The organism is Haloarcula rubripromontorii (assembly GCF_001280425.1).
In the GTDB taxonomy this organism is placed as follows: Archaea; Halobacteriota; Halobacteria; order Halobacteriales; family Haloarculaceae; genus Haloarcula; species Haloarcula rubripromontorii.
Genome location: NZ_LIUF01000001.1, coordinates 222,870 through 241,718, shown reverse-complemented (window position 1 = coordinate 241,718; position 18,849 = coordinate 222,870). Strand labels below are relative to the sequence as shown.

Sequence of the window (18,849 nt, the reverse complement as noted above, 5' to 3'; positions counted from 1 at the left end):
AGCCGATATGCTGGCCATAGATAGTAGTCAGGGACATATCGATGACTGCATGTCCTGTTCTGCGCCAATAATGGCACGTTCGTAACACTCATCTCCGGGGCTGTGACACTAGCTGTATGGATCGCGTTGCAATCGCTGTCGCTGCTCCGGGAAGTCGATGAGAGAGGACGTCATCAAGCGAGCGGAGACAGTCGCTGAGATGGCTCCCGGTGACTCGGTAACGGCGGGAGTCCTCGCTGGATACAAGAGTCGTTTCTCCGAGTCACCGCCGCTGAACAGTCCACCGCTGACGTACCTCGACGGTGCTGAAGCCCCGGCGTATCTCCTGACCAACGGGAAGCGCGGCATCGGACGCGGGACGAAACGCAAGACCGACTCACCGGTCGGCGACCGCCGGACGGTGATTCTGGTCACCGGTCGCCGGACCCTCTGCCTCATCGGGAAAGACGAGGACGACGCTGTCATCGAGATTCCACACGAGGCGGTTGCTGACGTCACCACCAAGTCCGGGTTTCGAGCGCACCGCCTCGCGCTCCGCACCCCACGGAAAATGTACCACTGCTGGGTACACCGCAAGACCGACAAGGCGACACTCAACGCGGCCGCCGAGTTCATCGAGACCCACCAGCAGGACAGCCCGGACGCAATCGACGGCGACGACACCGCCAACCGGGTGATGTATCGCGGCCGCCCCGTCGCACCACAAGACAGCACAGACAAAAGTAACGACAGCGACCAGACGACGTACTATCGCGGGCAGCCAATCGACGACGACAGCGACTGAAAGACGTGGCTCAGGCGCGTGCAAACCGCGTTACTGTTCGCGGAGCGCCTCGGTCCCCGTTCGGTATTTGGAGACCCCTCCGACGGTCGGGCTCTCCCCGCTCACGGCTGCGCCGTTCGCGTCTCCCGGTTCTCACTTGCGTTGCTCGCTCCGAACCGCGCTACTGCTCGCGGGTCACGTTGTTCCCCGCTCGCAATTCCGAGGCCGCTCACTTCGTTCGCGCCCTCGCTACTCCTCACGGTTCGCTGACGCTCACCGTTCGGTATTTGGAGACCCCTCCCTGCGGTCGGGCTCTCCCTACTCCCCCGCCATCCCCAGCACATCATCGAAGAAGCCGAGCGAATCGTGCGGGCCGGGGTTGGCCTCGGGGTGGTACTGCCGCGTGATGATGTTCAGGTCGTCGTTTTCCAGCCCTTCCGGCGTGTCGTCGTTGACGTTGACCTGGGTCACGTCGAGCTTGTCGCCGGGGTCGGCGACGGTGTAGCCGTGGTTCTGGGTCGTCATCACGACCTGATTGGAGCGCAGATCACGGACCGGCTGATTGACGCCGCGGTGGCCGAACTCCATCTTCTCGGTTTCGCCGCCCAGGGCGTTGGCGACGACCTGCTGGCCGAGACAGATGCCGGCAAGCGGCACGTCGCCGACGTAGGTCTCGACGAGTTCGCCGGCCTGCTCGAAGTTCTCGGGGTCGCCGGGGCCGTTCGAGATGAACAGCAGGTCCGGGTCGATAGCCGCTACGTCGTCTTCGCTGGCGTCGTACGGGAAGACGTGAACCTCGGCGTCGCGTTCGACAAGCGACTCGGTGATGGACCCCTTCGCACCGCAGTCGACCAGCGCGACCGTCGCGCCGTCGCCGCCCTCGTTGTGGACCGTCACCTCGTCGACGGAGACCTGCGCGCCGATATCGGTGTGGTCGGACATGTGCTTGCACTCGTGGAGTTCGTCGAGCGCGTCCTGCTCAGTCACGTCCGGACCGGCGGCGATACCGCATTTCATCGCCCCTTCGTCGCGGATTTCGGTCACGATGTCGCGCGTGTCGAGGTGGTCGACGGCGGGCACGCCCTCGGATTCCAGCCACTCGGCCACGTCGTCGGTCATCTCGCGGGCGACTGCCGCGCGCGGGTGGACGCGGTCGGACTCGAAGCGCTCCTCTCGGACGCCGTAGTTCCCGATGAGCGGATAGGAGAACGTCAGGACCTGCTCCTCGTAGGACGGATCGGTGAGACTCTCCTCGTACCCGGTGTACGCTGTTGTAAAGACCAGTTCGCCGCGGGCCGTCCCCGGAGCGCGAGCGCGCGCCTCGATGACGCGGTCGCCTTCGATTGCCACGTATGCGTCAGCCATTACGAGATGCGTATACTATAGTCGGTCATAAGGGTTGCTTTCGAAGACGAGTTTCGAATTTCGCAATCCTCAAGTCACGACCGGTGATACTATTTCATCTCGATGGACGACCTCGACAGAGAGATACTTTCGATACTCCGCCGGGACGCCCGAACCCCGTATACGGAAATCGCGGACCGGGTCGGCACGTCGGAAGGGACCGTGCGAAACCGCGTCGAACGACTGGTCGACGACGGCGTTATCGAACGTTTCACCGTTGCGACGCGGACCGGCAACGTGAAAGCGATGATCGAGGTTAGCGTCGACGTAAACGTCGACACGGCCGAGGTCTCGGACCGTATCGCCGATTGGCAGGAGGTAGATTTTGTCTGGCAAGTCTCCGGCGAGGAGGATATCGTCGTCGTCGTTGACGCTGCTGATACCGACGCCGTTAACGGGCTCATCACGCAGGCGCGCGAGCTGGAGGAGGTTGTGGGGACGAAGACGAGGTTGATTTTAAACGAGCGCGTCGGGTGAGAATCGAGGTCGCTACGAGGGCGGACGTGACACCCTGATTTCATATCCGCTGGGCTACGAAAACCGGTATGCAGTTCCCGCCGGGTCTAGACATCGACATCGCCTCGACGTACGGCCAACTCGCGACCGACGGGGCGCAGTTCCTCGCCGTCGCGGCGCTCCTCTACGCCATCGGCCGGCTGATCGCCGTGCCGGTGGCCCGATGGCTGCTGACACGGATGGAGACTAACAAGACAGTTGCCAGTGCGCTGGCCAGCGCCGTCCACCTGCTGTCGGTCGTCGTTGCGGTGGTAATCGGTGCTAGCGTTGCGGGCTTTCAGGGCGCGCTTGCGGGGTCGACCCTGCTGGCGGCAGGCATTACACTGGCAGTGGGCCTGGCGGCACAGGACGTGCTCGGGAACTTCGTCGCCGGCGCGTTCATCGTGACTGACCCGGACCTGAACGTCGGTGACGTCATCGCCTGGAACGGGATGCAGGGGACGGTGGTCGATATCGACCTGCGTGTGACCCGGATTCGGACGCCGGACAACGAACGTATCATCGTCCCGAACACGGCACTGGCAACGAGCGCGGTGACGAACCAGACATCGACCGGCCCCGTCGGGATTTCTTACCAGTTCGGTATCGGCTACGAGGACGATATCGAAACGGTACAGGCCATCATCGAAAACGCCGCCCGCGACCTCGACCACGTCTCGGAGAAGCCGGCCCCGACAGTCAGGGTCACAGACCTCGCGTCGACGGCGATTATCCTGACAGGCCGGATCTGGATTCCCAACGAACGGCGGAACCGACTCGCGTCAGTCAGGGCCGCGTTTATCCGGCAGGTGACGGAGGACTGCCACGCGGAGGGCATCGACCTCAGCGAAACGAACCGGCACGAACTCTCCGGCGACATCGGCGTCCACGACAGCGCTGGGCCGACGCGCGAGCGATCCGAATAGCCACCAGTCCGAACGGCGTTCGACCCGCGTCGTCTGCGGGATTCCCGGCGCCCGTACGTTTATACTTATTCACAAAATGGTACGTATATGGACGAGAAGCGATTCGTCGTCGCCCTCTTTGGTCTCGCTGTTGCGGTGGTGGTCAGTGTCCTCGCATATCAGTTCATCGCGGCGTTGACTGTCTCCGTGTTCCTCTATTATTCGACGCGACGGTACTACAGTTCCTTGCGCAGGCTCCGCCTTCCGGCGCGGGTGCGTGCGGTCGTCGTCATGGCTTCGTTGGCGATCCCCCTCCTGTTGCTCGTGAGCTATGCGGCTGTCCTCCTCGTTATCGAAGCCCGACAGTTCGTGATCCAGTACGCGCTCGTCGACGTGGCCGCAACGCACATCAGTTGGTTAGACGGGGCAGAGTCTGTGCCGGACCTCACCGTCGAGGGGCTGTATAGCGCCTATCAGTCGGGACAGCTCACGCCGTTCGTTGATTTCCTCAGCGAAAACGCGATGGTGCTTACGTCGGTCGCCTCCCAGTTCGTCCTCAATCTGTTCATCACGACCATCGTCACGTACTACCTGCTGGTAGACGGGCGGCGTATCCGCGAGTGGCTGCTCCGGTTTGACGACGGGGCCATCATCCGTGAGTACCTCGAAGCTGTCGACGAGGAACTGGAAGCGGTGCTGTTCGGCAATCTCCTGAACGTGTTGGCGATTTCGCTTATCGCTATCGCTGCATTCACCGGCTATAACGTCGTCGCGCCGGCGGCTGTCGAGGTCCCGTATCCGACACTCGCCGGCGCGCTGACCGGTATCGCGAGCTTGATTCCCGTCGTCGGGATGAAAATAATCTACCTCCCGCTGACCGGTATCACCGCACTCCCGGTGGCCCTTGACGGTCAGTCTTCGCTGCTTGTGTACGTCCTTGGGTTCCTCCTCGTCGCAGTGGTCGTCGTCGACACGATTCCGGACCTGCTGCTCCGGCCACTTCTCAGCGGCGAGAGTACGCACGTCGGGCTTCTGATGCTGGCGTACACGCTGGGACCGGTCGTGCTGGGGTTCTACGGGCTCTTCTTTGCCCCCATACTGCTTGTCGTCGGCATGACGTTCGCGAACACGGCACTACCGCGTTTACTCGGTGCGAGCGAACCGGACGGTATCCACCCCGACCAGTTGCGACTGGAAGACTTCAGCTAGCCGCCACAGCGGTGAACAACAGTCGAACGTCGGTCGCGTTCGCGAGCGTGCAGTGATTGACGGCCACGTCGAGTGTGTGCTTGTGACATACAAAAAGAACATTTATATTCAGGTCAAAATAAGAAACTAAAAATGGGGTCAAACTCCGACTCCGCTCCCTCCCAGACGCCTCCAGCGGACCAGATTGGGGAGTTGCATGCGGCGATGCGCCGACTGATGGCCGCCGAAGACCAGTCCGAGGTCGCGGTCATCGCGGTCGAGACTGCAACTGCGATTCTCGATTTCCCGTTCAGCGTCTTCTGGGAGGCTACCGACGACGAACTCAAAGCTGTAACCATCTCTGACCCACTCCGGCAGTACGTCGAGGCCCCTGCTGACCCGGGGCAGGTAATGCGTCACGAGCGTGGGAGTTGGCTGTGGGAACAGTATGAGTCCGACGAGACACAGCGAGTCCTCGTTTCGACAGAGAAAGCCGCATCGGATGCACCGCTGCACGGGGGTATCAGCGTCCCGCTCGCAGAATACGGGCTTTTGACTGCCGGGACGGACGAGCGAGCCGAACCGACCGAGCGTGAGATGCAGTTGGCTGATATACTCGGGAAGAACGTGCTCTCGACCCTCGAACGGATCGAGCGTGAGCGGGAGCTGAAACGGCAGCGCGACAACCTCGACCTACTGAACCAGATCGTCCGTCACGACCTCACGAACCACCTGCAGATCATCAGCGGCCGGGCGGAACTGCTCCGGGACCACTGCAGCGGCGACGCCCTAGACCACGTCGACGGGATACAGGAGAGTAGCCAGTCGGCGATGGAACTGCTTGAGACAGCCAGAAACCTCGCGACGATATTGCGACAGACGGACTGGGAGACTGAGCCGGTCGCCCTCGGGCCAGTCCTGTCCTCGGTGGTCGAGGACATCACAGCGACGTACACCGACGCACAGGTCACCGTCCCGGACGAGTTCCCGTCGGTACAGGTGCAAGCCGACGAACTCCTGTCCTCGGTGTTCCGGAACGTTCTCACTAACGCAATACAGCACAACGACTCGGCAACGCCGTCGGTCGTCGTCGACGTGACCGACGACGGTGACATGCTTCAGGTCACTGTCGCCGACAATGGCCCGGGAATTCCGGACGAGCAGAAACGGGCGGTGTTCGAACGTGGGGAGAAGCGACCAGACAGTGCGGGGACCGGCATCGGCCTCTATCTCGTTCAGACGCTGGTCGACGCGTACGGCGGTGACGTATGGGTCGAAGATAACGAGCCGCGGGGGGCCATCGTCGGACTCACGCTACCAAAAGCGGCGGACGACGCCTGAGTCGCCTCCAGAACTGGGTGGCCCGTTACTGCTCCAGCAGCCCGTTCAGCAGGTGTCTCGCGCCGTGTTTGTCCAGCGGGTCGTTCGCGTTCCCGCAGTGGGGCGACTGCACGCAGGCCGGGCAGCCGTCGGCGCAGTCACAGGAGCGCAGCATCGACAGCGTCGTGTTCATCAGCGGCCCGATGTCACCGTAGCCGGCCCGCGTCAGACCGATCCCACCGGGGTACCCGTCGTAAATGAAGATGGTTGGCTCGCCGGTGTGGGGGTGCCGGGGCGTCGACAGCCCGCCGATGTCGCCGCGGTCACAGAGGTACTCGAAGGGGAACATCGATATCATCGCGTGCTCGGCGGCGTGAATCGCGCCGGGGAAGTCGCCGGCCTCGCCCCCGTCCGGGACCGCGTCGCCGGAGTGAGAGCCGCCGTCGCCACTATCGGGTCCGTACTCGCCGCGGCGAATCTGCGCTTCCAGTTCCGACGGCACAGTGTGGTACAGCGCCTTCGTCTCCAGCGTCGCCTCTGGCAAATCGAGCGAACGCTGGCCAAGTACTTCTCCAGAGGACCCGTCACGGCGCTCGTAGCCGGTGATTTGCTTGCGCATCGTCACGGACGCGAACCGGACCGGAACGTCCTCCCGGGTCGGCAGTCGTCGCTCCGCCAGATCCGCCTCGACGGTGATGGTCTTGTCGTGCAGGACGCGAGTGAAGTAATCGGCCCACGTCCGGTCGAGTTCGGCCACGCCCGTATCGAGGTCGAGGTCCGTCACCTCGTAGCGCCGGCCCTGATGGTGGTAAATCGCGCCGGGGTGGGCATCGCGTAGCGCGTCTTCCACGGAGAGTGTCGCTATCACGTCGCCGTTGGCCACGAGTTTCACCTCGCCGTCGTCGACGGTCCGCAGGTTCATCTCGTGATGCGGGCTGCCGGTACCGAGCCAGCGCATCCCTCCGTCGGTCTGTCGGCGGTCGAGTTTCCCGGCTGATTCGAGGCCGGAAACCACGTCGGGAAACGTCTCACCGAAGTGGCGGTCGTCGTCCGGTGAGAGCCAGTTCTCGCAGGCGGCCGCGTGGACGTGGTCGGGGAGCAACTGCTCGTTCTCGGGGTTGGTCACGGCCTGCTCTGCCCCGGTATCGAACAGCGCGTCGGGGTTGCGAAGGACGTACTGGTCGAGCTGGTCCTCGCCGCCGACGAGCGCGACCAGCGCCGGGTCGGTCCCGCGGCCGGCCCGCCCGGCCTGCTGGAAGGCTCGCATCCGCGTGCCGGGGTACCCGTCGAGCAACACGGCGTCCAGCCCGCCTACGTCGACGCCGAGTTCCAGCGCGCTGGTCGACCAGACGCCCCGGAGGTCCCCGGACTGCAGTCCCTGCTCCAGTTCGCGCCGTCGGTCGTCGGTCAGTGCGGCCTGGTACGCGCCGATGCTGTCGGCGAGGTCGTGTTCGCCGCGGTCCCGGAGTTCGTCGGCGCTGTCGCTGGCGTACCGTTCGGCGGTCTGGCGCGACCCGGCGAACACGACCGTCTGGAGGCCCCGCTCGACGAGGTCCACGAACAGCTGTTTCGTCTCGACGTGGTTCGATTTCCGGCGGCCGCTCCCCCAGCCCTCGCCCTCGTACTCGGGGGGGTTCCACAGCAGCCAGTGACGCGGCCCGCTGGCGCTCGCGTCCTCGTCGACCAGCGCGAACGACGGCTCGGGCTGGCCGGTGACGGCCGCGGCGTGTTCCACGGGATTCCCGATGGTCGCCGAGCAACAGACCCACTCCGGGCCGCCTGCTGTCCCGCTGTCGCCTCCCGCACTGCTGCTGCCGGCATCGAACCGCTCGGCGACCCGCTGGAGGCGGCGCATCACGAGCGAGACGTGGCTGCCGAACACGCCGCGGTAGCCGTGGACCTCGTCGATGACGACAGTTTCGAGCCGCTGGAAGAACCAGTCCCACAGTCGGTGGGCGTGGGGGAGGATGCCGTAGTGGAGCATATCTGGCGTCGTCAGCAACACGGTCGGCTGGCGCTCGCGGATGGCCTCCTTCTCGGATTTGGACTGGCGGCCGGTGTACTGGGCGACAGAGACGCCGGAGGCAAAGCCCAGTCCCTGCGCTAGCTCCGAGAGCGTCTCGGTCTGGTCGTTGATGAGCGCGACCTGCGGGGCGACATACAGCGTCGTTGCCCGGCGGTCGAGTGCCCGCTCGAACGCGGGGACGGTGTATGCGAGGCTCTTGCCGCTGGCCGTCTCGGTCGCGAGGACGACGTTCTCGCCGCCGCGGACGGCCTCGATAGCGTCCACCTGGTGTGCGTAGAGGTCCGTGATGCCGCGGTCTTCGAGGACGCCGGTGAGTCGGTCCGGCACGTCGCAGTCCGCGGTCCGCGCGTCCCGGCCGGGCACCGTCCGCTGGTCGACGATCTGTCCTTCGTAGTACGGCCGGTCCCGGAGCCACGAAATCGTATCGTCCACGGGCGGTGTACGTGGACGAGGGGTATCGGTGTTGCTGTTCTCAGTCAGCGGTAGACTCAGTCAGTGGTCGATTGACTGCGCGTCGGTGTCGCATCGCGTTCCGGTGCGGGTGGCAAGGACGCAACCGCTGCGGGGAGCGCAGCCAGTGGGACGGTGTCCTGAGTGTTGCCTGTGTAGGTGCTCTCGTCCGACTCGACAGCGAGGCAGGTCCCGGCAGCCTCGACGACCGGGCTGTTGCCGTCACCGGTTTCGCCCGCCGTCACGACGGCATCTGCGGCCCGGGCGAGTTCGACCGCACGCTCGCGGGTCACGTCGTCGATGCCCGCGAAGGCCGGGACCGTGACCGTCACACAGTCGAAGTCCTGCGCCCGCTCGGCGGCTATATCGCCCGCGGGCACGACCCCGACACTAACCTGACAGCCGGCTCCATCGAGCGTCGAGACGGCGGATGCCGCCGGCTTACCGGTCCCGACAACGTGGACGCGGCGGTCGACCGCCTCCTGTTCGGGAAGCGGTGTCACGAGCGGCGCGTCGGTACCGGGCTGGGTCGTCACCAGCGTCTCTGCAGCGAAGGCGTCACGGAGCGTGTCGCTCGTGAGCACGTCGACGGGACGGCCCGCGGCGCGGATGCCGCCGCCGGCGAGCAACACCAGTTCGTCGCAGTACCGGGCGGCGAGATTGAGGTCGTGAATCGCGGCGACGGCTGTCTTTCCGTCCTCGACCAACGTCCGGACGAGTTCGAGCGTCCGGACAGCGTGGTTGATGTCGAGGCTCGCCGTCGGTTCGTCCAGCAGGAGCACTGGGGTTTCCTGTGCCAGCGCCCGAGCGAGGAGGACCCGCTGGCGCTCCCCGCCCGAGAGCGAGGTGAACGGCCGGTCGGCGAACTGGGCGACGCTTGCGCGCTCCATCGCTCGCTCGACGGCTTGGCGGTCTGCCTCGTCAATCCGGTCGAACCGGCCGAGATGCGGTGTCCGCCCCATCTCAACGGTCTGCCTGACGCTGAAATCGAACGACAGCGCGGTGCCCTGTGGCGTGCTCGCGACGAGGCGGCTCACTGCCTTCGCCGAGCGGTCCGCAATCGGTTTGCCGTCGACGCGAACCGTCCCGCGGTCCGGGTCGAGCGTCCCCTTCACCGTTCGCAGGACGGTCGTCTTGCCCGCGCCGTTGGGGCCGACGAGGCCGACGAGCGACCCACGGTCGACGCTGAAATCGACGTCCGAGACAACCGACTGCTCGCCGAAGGATACCGCGAGGTCGGACACGTCGAGTATCGGCCCGGAGCGGCCCCGTTCTGGATCGGCTCTGGTGGACCCAGTTCTGCCGTTCACAGTTCATGCACCTCCCGCTGCCGGAGCAAATACAGGAAAAACGGCGCGCCGAGGACGGCGGTGACGATGCCGACCGGGACCTCGGCGCTGCCAGAGCGTGCCAGCGTGTCCGTCGCGACGAGGAACGACGCCCCGGCGAGGGCCGCCGTCGGAAGCAGTATCCGGTGGTCCGGCCCGACGAGCAACCGCATCACGTGGGGGACAATGAGGCCGACGAAGCCGACGATGCCAGCGACGGCGACGCCCGCCGCCGTGATGACCGCCGACAGCGCGAGCAGGACTCGCTTGGTCCGTTCGACTTCGATACCGAGACTCTGTGCGTCTTCTTCGCCGAGCAGCATCACGTTCAGGTCGCGTGCGTACGCCAGTAACACGGCGAACGGGATCGCAACGAGTACGACACTGGTGGTCACTTCTGGCCAGGACGCGCCCTTGAGATGGCCCATCAGCCAGTACAACGCCCGGCGGATGCTCTCGCCGCTGTGGAGCAGTAGGAAGGAGACAACTGCGCCAAGAAACGTCTGTACCGCGACGCCGGCCAGCAACAGCGTCGCGACCGGTGTCCGACCGTTCCGCGTAGCGATGAGATAGACGCCGAAGGCCGCGACCAGCGCCCCCGCGAAGGCCGCGCCGCGGAGCCCGAGCCCGAACGGGATGACGACCGGTGCGACAATGAAGCCGACCGCGCCGACGGCCGCGCCGGAGGAAACACCGATGATAGAGGGGTCAGCCATCGGATTCCGGAAAATCCCCTGCATGATCGTCCCCGCGGCGGCAAGCGAGAAGCCGACGACCGCACCGAGCAGTATTCGGGGGAGCCGGACCTGCATCACGATCTGTGTCCGAAGGTCGCTCACGGCGTAGGAAAACACGTGGGCCGTGGTCACGTCGACTGTAGGGCCTGAGATAGAGATGCCAGTCGGAACGACGACGGCGTTGAGCAGCACTTTCCCGACCACGGCGGGCGGAATCCACACTGGACCGATGCCGGCGCTCGTCGTCACCACGGCACAGAGGACGGCGACGAGCCCAGCCGACCACCCGACAGTCCGACCCGCGAAACGCATGTATGAAAGCCCACTTGCAGTAGATAAGTATTTATTGCTCCTGACACCCGCATAGGGTATGCGACGACGTGCTCTCGTCTGTGTCTTTGTCTTGCTCATCGGCTCCTTCGCGGGTATCACTCCGGCGTCAGCAGCAGCTGACACGCAGGCGGAGGGCTGTTCGTTCCCGGTTACGGTGACCGACGCGACCGGGACTGAGGTTACTATCGAGGAGCGTCCAGAGCGGGTGACGACGACCAACCCCTCGGCCGCACAGACGATGTGGGAAATCGGGGGCCGGTCGCAGGTCGTCGGCCTGACGCAGTACGCTGGCTATCTGGACGGCGCTGAGAGCCGAACAAACGTCTCCGCAAGCTTCGGTGTCAGCGTCGAGCGCGTCGTCAGTACGAACCCGGACCTCATACTCGCACCGAACGCCAGCGCCGGTGACGTGGCTCCGCTCCGGCAGGCCGGACTCACAGTGTATCACCTCCCCGCCGCGACGACTATCGAGGACATACGGGCAAAGACAACGACCATCGGTCGACTGACCGGCAACTGCGAGGGCGCGAGCGAAGCGAACGCCTGGATGGACGCGAACGTCGACGCTGTTCGGCAGGTCATCGCGGGCGTTGCGGACCGACCGACGGCGCTGTACCCGCTGGGCGGAGGATACGTGGCGGCGGGCAACACCTTCGTCACGTCGCTCATCGGGCTTGCCGGCGCGGAGAACGTCGCCGCACGCAACCATACGCAATACCCACAGCTCAGCAACGAGGTCATCCTCAAGCTCAACCCGGATGTCCTCTTCGTCACCGAGAACACGGCGACCATCGCGCAGACGGAACCATACGCCAGCACGACTGCAGGCGAGACCAACACGACGGTCTCTGTCCGAGTGCGAAATATCAACCAGCCTGCGCCACGGAGCGTGGTCTCGTTCGCCCACAACGCTACTGCACAGCTCTATCCGGATCGCTACGACGCCGACAGCTACGTGCCGCGGTCGGCCGTGACGATGACGCCAGCCGAGACAGCGACGACACAGACCGAGCCGTCGACAGCCACGGACACGATGGGGACGCAGGAACGGACCACCGACGCCAGTGGTCCCGGATTCACGGCCGTCGGGGCACTTGTCGCACTGCTAGCGCTGGTCTGTGTACAGCAGGTCCGCCGCCGGGGGTCATAGCGCATGGACAAACAACGCATCCGCGAGACGGTCTGGGACGCGCTGGAAGAACGGGGTGTCGCCCGGTTTCCGTTCCCGCCCCACGACCGGATTCCGAACTTCGAGGGCGCAAGCGAGGCCGCACAGCGCCTGACAGAGACCGCAGTCTGGGACGCCGCCGAGACGGTCAAGGTGAACCCGGACTCGCCACAGCTTCCGGTCCGACGGGCGGCGCTGCGGACGGGCAAGACGGTGTATATGGCCGTGCCACGGCTTCGGGACGAGCGGTGTTTCTACGAACTCGACCCCGCCGACCTCGACGACATCGAGGCCGCGCCAGCGATTTCGAACGTCGCGGACCATGCGCGACAGGTCGGCCCCGAGGCGGTCGGGAGCGTCGACCTCGTCGTGTCAGGCTCCGTCGCCGTCACCGAAGACGGCGCGCGAATCGGCAAGGGCGAGGGGTACAGTGACCTCGAATACGCCGTCCTCCGGGAACTGGGGCTGGTCGACGAGACGACGCCGGTCGTGACGACGGTCCACGAACTCCAGATTGTAAGCGGTCCGGAGGGCGTCGTCGACGCGACTGTTCCCGCCGCAGACCACGACGTGCCGATGGACTGGATCGTGACACCGGACCGAACTGTCGAGACGGCGACCACGCACACGACGCCAACGGGCGTCGATTGGGACGCGCTGTCCGCGGATCGAATCGACGAGATTCCGGTGCTGTCCTCGCGCCGGCCCGACTGACCTCCCAGCCGCTGTACCGGGTACGACCCTGGTAATGAAAGCTTACCGGCGGTACAACTTTATCCCCACATTCCCTGAAAGGTGTATGGATACACCCGTGGCCACGCCGGACCGTCACGGGGCCGATGGAACCGCTGGACAAGTCCGCGTCCTCTATGTCGACGAGGACTGTGACGACATCACAGCGGTCAAAGAGACGCTGACTGGTAGCGCCGACGACTTCACTGTGACGGTATGTGAGACGGCCACAGACGCCCTTAATGCCCTCGAAGACGCCTTCTACGACTGCATTGTCAGCGAGTACCGACTGCCGGACCGGAACGGGATCGAACTGTTGGGCGCTGTTCGGGACCAGTCATTTGACCTCCCGTTTCTGCTGTTCACTGATGACGGGGACGAGAGCGTGGCCAGCACAGCCATCTCGGCCGGTGTCACGGACTACGTGACGAAGACGCCCCTCTCGGAGCAGACGGACCTGCTTCGACAGCGGATCACCGCTGCCGTTACTCGCTACCGGGAAGAGTCGGACATCCTCGATCGGATGACCGACGCGTTCTTCGCTGTTGACGAGAACTGGGAGTTCACGTACGCCAACGAGCGTGGCAGACGTGTTATGGGTCGCGCGATGGAAGGCAACGGAGCGACGGCGGACCTGATGGGACGCAATATCTGGGAAACGGTTCCGTCGCTGGAGGGGACGGAGTTCAGCAAGCAGTACCGGCGGGCGATGACACAGCAGGAGCCGGTATCGTTCGAGGCGTACTTCGAGCCGCTACAGACGTGGTTCGAAGTGTCCGTCTACCCGTCGTCGACCGGTATCTCCGTGTATTTCCGTGACATCACGGAGCGCCAGGAACACGAGGAGAAGCTCAGAGGTAGAGAGCGAACGCTCAGAGAGATCTATGCCGTCATCTCGCGCAAAGACATGGATTTCGAGGCGAAGGTCGAACGCTTGCTCGAAATCGGACAGAACGCCCTCGGGACCGAAACGGCCGCGCTCTCACGCATCGACGGTGACAGATACGTCTTCGAAATCGTAACCGACCGGACGGGCACTACCGAGGCGGGCGATACGGTCCCGCTGGAGGCAACGAACTGCGAGCGGGCCGTCATCGAGGAGCAGACGCTTGTTCTCGCTGATATCGCCGAAGACCGGCCAGACCTGGCCGAACGGGCTGGCTACACCGAGATGGGCATCTCTTGTTACCTTGGAACTCCTGTTATCGTCGACGGCTCGGTGTACGGCACGTTCTGCTTCTACGGCACTGACCCCCGAGATTCCTTCTCGGAGTGGGAAGTCACACTCGTCGAGTTGATGGGGAACTGGGTCAGCTACGAACAGGAGCGCGAACGCCGCGAGCAGGAACTCACCCGCGAGCGGAACCGTCTGGAGGACTTCGCCAGCGTCGTCAGCCACGACCTCCGGAACCCGCTCAGCGTCGCGTTCGGCCGGCTTACGCTTGTCGACGAGGAATACGACGGGGACCCGGAGCACATCGAATCGCTCCACCGGTCACTCGAACGGATGGACGAACTCATCGACGACGTGCTCGCGCTCGCTCGCGGCGGCCACAAGGTCATCGACGCGAACGAAACGTCGTTAGACGATATCATCACCGCCGCCTGGGACACTGTCGAAAGCTCAGACGCGACGCTCGAACGGATTGAGACGGACGCGGAAATCACGGGCGACCAGACGCGCCTCCAGCAGCTATTCGAGAACCTCTTCCGAAACAGTGTGGAGCACAGCGCCGACCCCGTGACCGTCAGCGTCGGGACGCTCCCGGGTGGGCGGGGGTTCTACGTGGCCGACGACGGCCCCGGGATTCCCGAGGACGAGCGTGAGCAGGTGTTCGAGCGCGGCTACACCACGAGCGACGAAGGGACCGGATTCGGGCTAGCTATTGTCTCTGAAATCGTCGACGCACACGGTGGGCGGATAACTATCGCAGAAAGCGAGGGCGGCGGGGTGCGATTCGATGTGACTGGGATTCAGGTCGACCGCCTATAGCTGGTCGACGCAGTCCCGGATGAGCCCGTCGACGTTCTCCGGGAGTGTCGGATGGTAGGCCCGATCCGGCAGGTCACGCACGTCAAGGCCGAGCTCGACGATGGTCTGGAAGGTCTTGGCGAAACTGTCCGCATGGTAGTGCATCCCCTGCCAGCCCAGCACCGTCCCGTCCTCCGCGTCGACGACGAGCTTCGCAAGTCCCTCGGGCACGTCTTTCGATTTGAACACGCCATCGTCGCTGGCCTGTCGCGTCGCCGTGACGATATCGTAGCCCGCTTCCCTTGCAGTCTCCTCGTTGTGGCCGACGCGGGCGAACGGATAGACGCCCAGCCCGGAGAAGATGACGTGATGGTGGACGTTCCGGTATTTTTCGAGCGACCCACCGGACTCTTGCCGGATGATGTTCTCGGCGGCGGTGAAGCCCTGCTCCTTGGCGACGTGGAGAATCGGCTCCTTGCCGTTGACATCTCCGACGGCATAGATGTGGTCGGCGTCGCGGGTCTGCATCGTGTCTTTCGCCCAGTCTCCCTCGACAGAGACGGGCGTGTTCTCCAGGCCGAGTCCCTCGACGGTCGGACGACGACCGGTAAACAGGAACAGCTGGTCGGCCTCGAAGGTTTCCTCGCCGCCGTCGTCGTACTCGACGGTAAGCCGGACGCCGCCGTCCTCGGTCGCTTCCAGTTCCTTCTCGTAGCAGTTTGTCGGAATGGTCACGTCCCAGTTGTTCTCGTAGATGTCGAGCGCCTCGTCGCCGAACTCCGGATCGCCCTCGTCGATAGGCCGGTCGTCGTGCTCGATAACCGTGAGTTCCATCCCACCGGCTTCGGCGAGATACGGGACCATCTCCATGCCGATGTACCCGAAGCCCATCACGATTCCAGAGTCGGGGAACTCGGTGGCATCGAGTACCTGGTCGCTCGTCATGAAGTCGACCTCGTCGATGCCGGGTGTGTCCGGGACGTTCACGCTGGAGCCGGTCGCGATGACGACGTAGTCGGCTTCGTGTTCTTCGCCCCCGGCCCGGACCGTGTGCTCGTCGACGAACGTGGCGGTGTCGTGGATGAACGTCACGTCGTCGCGCTCAGCCATTTCGTGGATAGAATCCCGGCGGTGTCCGGCCCAGTCGAGGACGTGGTCGTCCTTGCGTTCGACGACGGCTTCCAGATCGACTTCGGGCACGTCGCCGACGAGACGGTCGTCGTGGCGTGCCTGGAAGCGGTGGGCACCTGCGGAGAGCACTTCCTTAGACGGCATACAGCCACGAAGGATACAGAGGCCACCGCCGGGCTCGCCGTTGTCGATGAGCGTGAGTTCGATGTCCTCCTCCTCGACAAGGTCGCCGGCGACTGCGGCCCCGGCACTCCCATACGCGCCGATGATAACGACGTGAGTCATACGAGTGCTAGAGCGACGGCGTTAAATAAAGGCTTCAGTGGCGTGTTTCGCCCGGACACGACCGACGTGTGGTCGTCTGTCCTACCGACCCGGTCAGTCGTCGCCTTCGACGGGTGCGGGTGGCCGCGACCGCCCGAACCCGAGTTTGCCACGGACCGACCAATCAGCGTTGAACACCCGGTTCCAGACGACGAGCGCGGAGGGGATCACCAGTAGGGAGGCAAGGAACGCGTACCCGATCGACAACGCCGTCAGGATGCCGAACTGGCCGATTGCAGGGAACACAGCCAGCCCGAGCACACCGATTCCGAACGTCGTGGTGAGCATACTCCCGAACAGCGCCCCGCCGGTCCCGCGAACAGTCCGGTCCAGCGCCGTTTCGAGGTCGTTTTCCTCGAACTCGTCGGCGAACCGGTGGGTGACGTGGACCGAGTAGTCGACCCCTAGCCCGATAGTTATTGCCAGCATTGTCGCTGTGAGCGCGTTGAACGGGATGCTAAGCACCCGCATCGTGCCGCCGAGCCACGCTACCGTGACGACGACGGGGATGATGTTCACGAGGCCGAGTGACGGCCGCCCCTCCAGCATATTGTACATGAGGATGAGGAACAGCGCTGACCCGACCAGTGCAATCGCCAGCGACTGGATGGCTGACTCCAGAATAAGGTCTGAGACGGCCTGGAACACGATTATCGAGCCGGTTGCCGTCGCCTCGTATCGGAAGTCCTCGGCAACGGTTCGCGTATCGGCGGTCACCTCGGCGTCAGTCGCGTCCGATTCGACCGTGTAGACAACGCGCGCGCTCCGGTAATCTTCGGTGATGTACTCTAGCGCCGTACTACGGTCCGACGAGTCAAGCAGATACTCGTATATCTCCTCGAGGTTATCGTCCGGGACACCGTTGTCGTTCTGGTCGTTGCGCTCGACCATCCGACGGAACTCGGGGTCCTCTGCTGCTCGGTCCTGAATGACCGTGACGATAGACGTCGACTCAGCGCGCCCGTCCTCTCGGACGAACGAGTCCGGCGGGTTGTCACCCGCCCGATACATCTGCTCAAGCGCCGCATCGTTCCGCATTGGCCCCTCTACGTACACCGTCGCCTGACTGGACTGGGTCGTATCGAACCGGTCATCGAGGAAGTTCGTCACCTCCGTTACGGTGTATTCGCTCGGAGCGAACGGTTCCGGCAGGGCTTCGACGAAGTCTGGGTTCTCCTCGGGCGGTAGGAAGTCCTCCTGACTGAACGAAGTCGAGACGCCGGTGGCGTAGTAGCTGGCACCGACCGTGGATATGAGGATAAGCACGAGGAAGATGATCGGGGCGCGGTTCGCGATGACGACACCGCCGCGCAACACGCCGCTGAGTGCTGAGTCTTCCGCGCCCAGCGGCGTCTCACTGAACGTCGGAATGGGGAAGCGCTGACGGAGCCGGTCCAATTCTACCTTCGCGGCGGGTAGGAACACCCCGAAGATGAGGAAGGTAAACGTGATACCGACAGAGGCCACGTAGCCGAAGTCCTGAATCGGCGGCAGTGCGCTGGTGAGATTCGCGGCGAACCCGATGACTGTCGTCCCCGTCACGATGAAGAAGGCGACGAGCAACTGGTCAGTCGTGATCCGCATCGACTTCTGGATAGACGCTCCGGTTTCGCGCTCCTCCCGATACCGGTTGACGGCGTGAATTCCGAAGTCGATACCGACCGCCAACAACAGCGGCGGCACGGCGATGAGCATCTGCGAGAAGGGGATACCGGCAAGCCCCATGAAGCCGAACGTCCAGACGACGGCCATAAACAGCGCGATAAGGCCAAGCGCCATATCTGCGAGGTCGCGGTAGGCAATCGTCAGGAAAAACAGGATGAACAGCACCGCTGCGGGCACGGTCAGGATGAGCGAGTCACTGACGACGTTCGAGAACTCGTCAGCGATGATGCCACTGCCGAACAGGGTGATACCACCGTTGTCAGCGCTGGAGACAGTGAACCCGGCCTGTTTCTGGATGCTCGTCAGCGGACTCGATCCGCCCTGACCTGACCCGGACGAGATTCCGGCCGGAACCTCGTGCGTGACGACGCCGATCGTCGCCGACGCTGAGGCGGACTTGCGGTTGAAATCCTTGCTCAGCAGCGACTTGAACCGCGAGTTCCGCTCGGCCGCGCGCCCGACGGCAGCGTCGATTTCTCCCGGTGTTGCGGCTTCGACAGCATAGATCTGCTGTTCGGTCGTCTTCGCCGCTGGATCTAGCTGCTGGGCGACGATGGTGGCGGCGCTTGAGGTCGACGTGACACGGAGCGCTCCGTGTTCTTCCAACCGATGCTGTGATCTGAGCATCCGTAGCAGCGCCGGCTTCGCGAGCACGTTGTTCTCCCGCTGGATCAACTGCGTACTCCCCGTATCCGGAGAGAAGGCCGGCGAGAACTTGTCGTTGACTTCCTGCAGTGCCTCTTCGGCCGGAAGTCCGGTCGTAAACTGCGACGTCCCGGAGTTAGTCGAGACGCTCCCGAGCCCGGCGCTGAAGACCACCGTCACGACCAGGAAGAGGAGAACCACCTTCCGTGAATCGTGGACGATGCGGTCGTCCGCCCAGTCGATGTAGCGCTGGTAATCCATGC

Annotated in this window: 14 protein-coding genes; 8 read left to right on the top strand and 6 right to left on the bottom strand. The window is 64.2% G+C overall.

Annotated elements, in window-relative coordinates:
* Positions 1-157 precede the first annotated feature (157 nt).
* On the top strand, positions 158-784 hold the full coding sequence (locus AMS69_RS01290) for a hypothetical protein (RefSeq protein ID WP_053966293.1): 627 nt from the start codon (positions 158-160) through the stop codon (positions 782-784).
* Positions 785-1,081: 297 nt separating this feature from the next.
* Here the strand turns inward: AMS69_RS01290 and carA are convergent, their stop codons facing one another.
* Positions 1,082-2,128 carry a glutamine-hydrolyzing carbamoyl-phosphate synthase small subunit gene (carA, locus tag AMS69_RS01285; RefSeq protein WP_053966292.1) on the bottom strand — a complete coding sequence of 349 codons (1,047 nt, stop codon included), beginning with the start codon at positions 2,126-2,128 and terminating at the stop codon, positions 1,082-1,084.
* A gap of 102 nt (positions 2,129-2,230) precedes the next feature.
* On the opposite strand from carA, the gene AMS69_RS01280 reads away from it, so the two are divergent.
* From AMS69_RS01280 to AMS69_RS01265, 4 genes are all read left to right on the top strand, one after another.
* The gene (locus AMS69_RS01280) at positions 2,231-2,644 is read left to right on the top strand and encodes an Lrp/AsnC family transcriptional regulator (protein ID WP_004518577.1); all 414 of its coding nucleotides are present in this window, start codon (positions 2,231-2,233) and stop codon (positions 2,642-2,644) included.
* Between the two features lie 68 nt (positions 2,645-2,712).
* Entirely contained in the window at positions 2,713-3,588 is an 876-nt protein-coding gene (locus AMS69_RS01275) for a mechanosensitive ion channel family protein (protein ID WP_053966291.1), read from the top strand.
* An 87-nt stretch (positions 3,589-3,675) separates the two neighbouring features.
* Positions 3,676-4,776, top strand: a complete 1,101-nt coding sequence (locus tag AMS69_RS01270; protein ID WP_053966290.1) for an AI-2E family transporter — start codon at positions 3,676-3,678, stop codon at positions 4,774-4,776.
* A 132-nt stretch (positions 4,777-4,908) separates the two neighbouring features.
* Positions 4,909-6,096: a sensor histidine kinase gene (locus AMS69_RS01265; protein WP_053966289.1), complete on the top strand. Its 1,188-nt coding sequence runs from the start codon at positions 4,909-4,911 to the stop codon at positions 6,094-6,096.
* A 25-nt stretch (positions 6,097-6,121) separates the two neighbouring features.
* On the opposite strand, the gene AMS69_RS01260 is transcribed toward AMS69_RS01265, so the two are convergent.
* The 3 genes from AMS69_RS01260 to btuC are packed head-to-tail and all read right to left on the bottom strand — an operon-like array spanning position 6,122 to position 10,928.
* Positions 6,122-8,533 (bottom strand): DEAD/DEAH box helicase, encoded by a 2,412-nt coding sequence (locus tag AMS69_RS01260; RefSeq protein ID WP_053966288.1) that lies wholly within the window; start codon positions 8,531-8,533, stop codon positions 6,122-6,124.
* Positions 8,534-8,589: 56 nt separating this feature from the next.
* Positions 8,590-9,861 (bottom strand): ATP-binding cassette domain-containing protein, encoded by a 1,272-nt coding sequence (locus AMS69_RS01255; RefSeq protein ID WP_053966287.1) that lies wholly within the window; start codon positions 9,859-9,861, stop codon positions 8,590-8,592.
* The gene (gene btuC, locus AMS69_RS01250) at positions 9,858-10,928 is read right to left on the bottom strand and encodes a vitamin B12 ABC transporter permease BtuC (RefSeq protein WP_053966286.1); all 1,071 of its coding nucleotides are present in this window, start codon (positions 10,926-10,928) and stop codon (positions 9,858-9,860) included. Before btuC ends, AMS69_RS01255 begins: the two co-directional genes overlap by 4 nt.
* A gap of 58 nt (positions 10,929-10,986) precedes the next feature.
* On the opposite strand from btuC, the gene AMS69_RS01245 reads away from it, so the two are divergent.
* From AMS69_RS01245 to AMS69_RS01235, 3 genes are all read left to right on the top strand, one after another.
* Positions 10,987-12,099: a PGF-CTERM-anchored ABC transporter substrate-binding protein gene (locus tag AMS69_RS01245; RefSeq protein WP_053966285.1), complete on the top strand. Its 1,113-nt coding sequence runs from the start codon at positions 10,987-10,989 to the stop codon at positions 12,097-12,099.
* A 3-nt stretch (positions 12,100-12,102) separates the two neighbouring features.
* On the top strand, positions 12,103-12,831 hold the full coding sequence (locus AMS69_RS01240; protein ID WP_053966284.1) for a 5-formyltetrahydrofolate cyclo-ligase: 729 nt from the start codon (positions 12,103-12,105) through the stop codon (positions 12,829-12,831).
* 85 nt (positions 12,832-12,916) lie between these two features.
* Positions 12,917-14,842 carry a hybrid sensor histidine kinase/response regulator gene (locus AMS69_RS01235; protein ID WP_053966283.1) on the top strand — a complete coding sequence of 642 codons (1,926 nt, stop codon included), beginning with the start codon at positions 12,917-12,919 and terminating at the stop codon, positions 14,840-14,842.
* Here the strand turns inward: AMS69_RS01235 and AMS69_RS01230 are convergent.
* Positions 14,837-16,237: a dihydrolipoyl dehydrogenase family protein gene (locus AMS69_RS01230; RefSeq protein WP_053966282.1), complete on the bottom strand. Its 1,401-nt coding sequence runs from the start codon at positions 16,235-16,237 to the stop codon at positions 14,837-14,839. The genes AMS69_RS01235 and AMS69_RS01230 overlap by 6 nt on opposite strands.
* A gap of 93 nt (positions 16,238-16,330) precedes the next feature.
* A complete protein-coding gene (locus tag AMS69_RS01225; protein ID WP_053966281.1) occupies positions 16,331-18,847 on the bottom strand; it encodes an efflux RND transporter permease subunit in 2,517 nt (838 codons plus the stop codon).
* Between the last annotated feature and the right edge of the window lie 2 nt (positions 18,848-18,849).

Excerpts from the sequence above, each read along its gene's own strand:
- AMS69_RS01270 (WP_053966290.1), top strand. The coding sequence starts at position 3,676 with ATGGACGAGAAGCGATTCGTCGTCGCCCTCTTTGGTCTCGCTGTTGCG.
- AMS69_RS01235 (WP_053966283.1), top strand. The coding sequence starts at position 12,917 with ATGGATACACCCGTGGCCACGCCGGACCGTCACGGGGCCGATGGAACC.
- AMS69_RS01290 (WP_053966293.1), top strand. The coding sequence starts at position 158 with ATGAGAGAGGACGTCATCAAGCGAGCGGAGACAGTCGCTGAGATGGCT.
- AMS69_RS01275 (WP_053966291.1), top strand. The coding sequence starts at position 2,713 with ATGCAGTTCCCGCCGGGTCTAGACATCGACATCGCCTCGACGTACGGC.
- AMS69_RS01245 (WP_053966285.1), top strand. The coding sequence starts at position 10,987 with ATGCGACGACGTGCTCTCGTCTGTGTCTTTGTCTTGCTCATCGGCTCC.
- AMS69_RS01240 (WP_053966284.1), top strand. The coding sequence starts at position 12,103 with ATGGACAAACAACGCATCCGCGAGACGGTCTGGGACGCGCTGGAAGAA.
- AMS69_RS01230 (WP_053966282.1), bottom strand. The coding sequence starts at position 16,237 with ATGACTCACGTCGTTATCATCGGCGCGTATGGGAGTGCCGGGGCCGCA.
- carA (WP_053966292.1), bottom strand. The coding sequence starts at position 2,128 with ATGGCTGACGCATACGTGGCAATCGAAGGCGACCGCGTCATCGAGGCG.
- AMS69_RS01225 (WP_053966281.1), bottom strand. The coding sequence starts at position 18,847 with ATGGATTACCAGCGCTACATCGACTGGGCGGACGACCGCATCGTCCAC.
- AMS69_RS01280 (WP_004518577.1), top strand. The coding sequence starts at position 2,231 with ATGGACGACCTCGACAGAGAGATACTTTCGATACTCCGCCGGGACGCC.
- btuC (WP_053966286.1), bottom strand. The coding sequence starts at position 10,928 with ATGCGTTTCGCGGGTCGGACTGTCGGGTGGTCGGCTGGGCTCGTCGCC.
- AMS69_RS01265 (WP_053966289.1), top strand. The coding sequence starts at position 4,909 with ATGGGGTCAAACTCCGACTCCGCTCCCTCCCAGACGCCTCCAGCGGAC.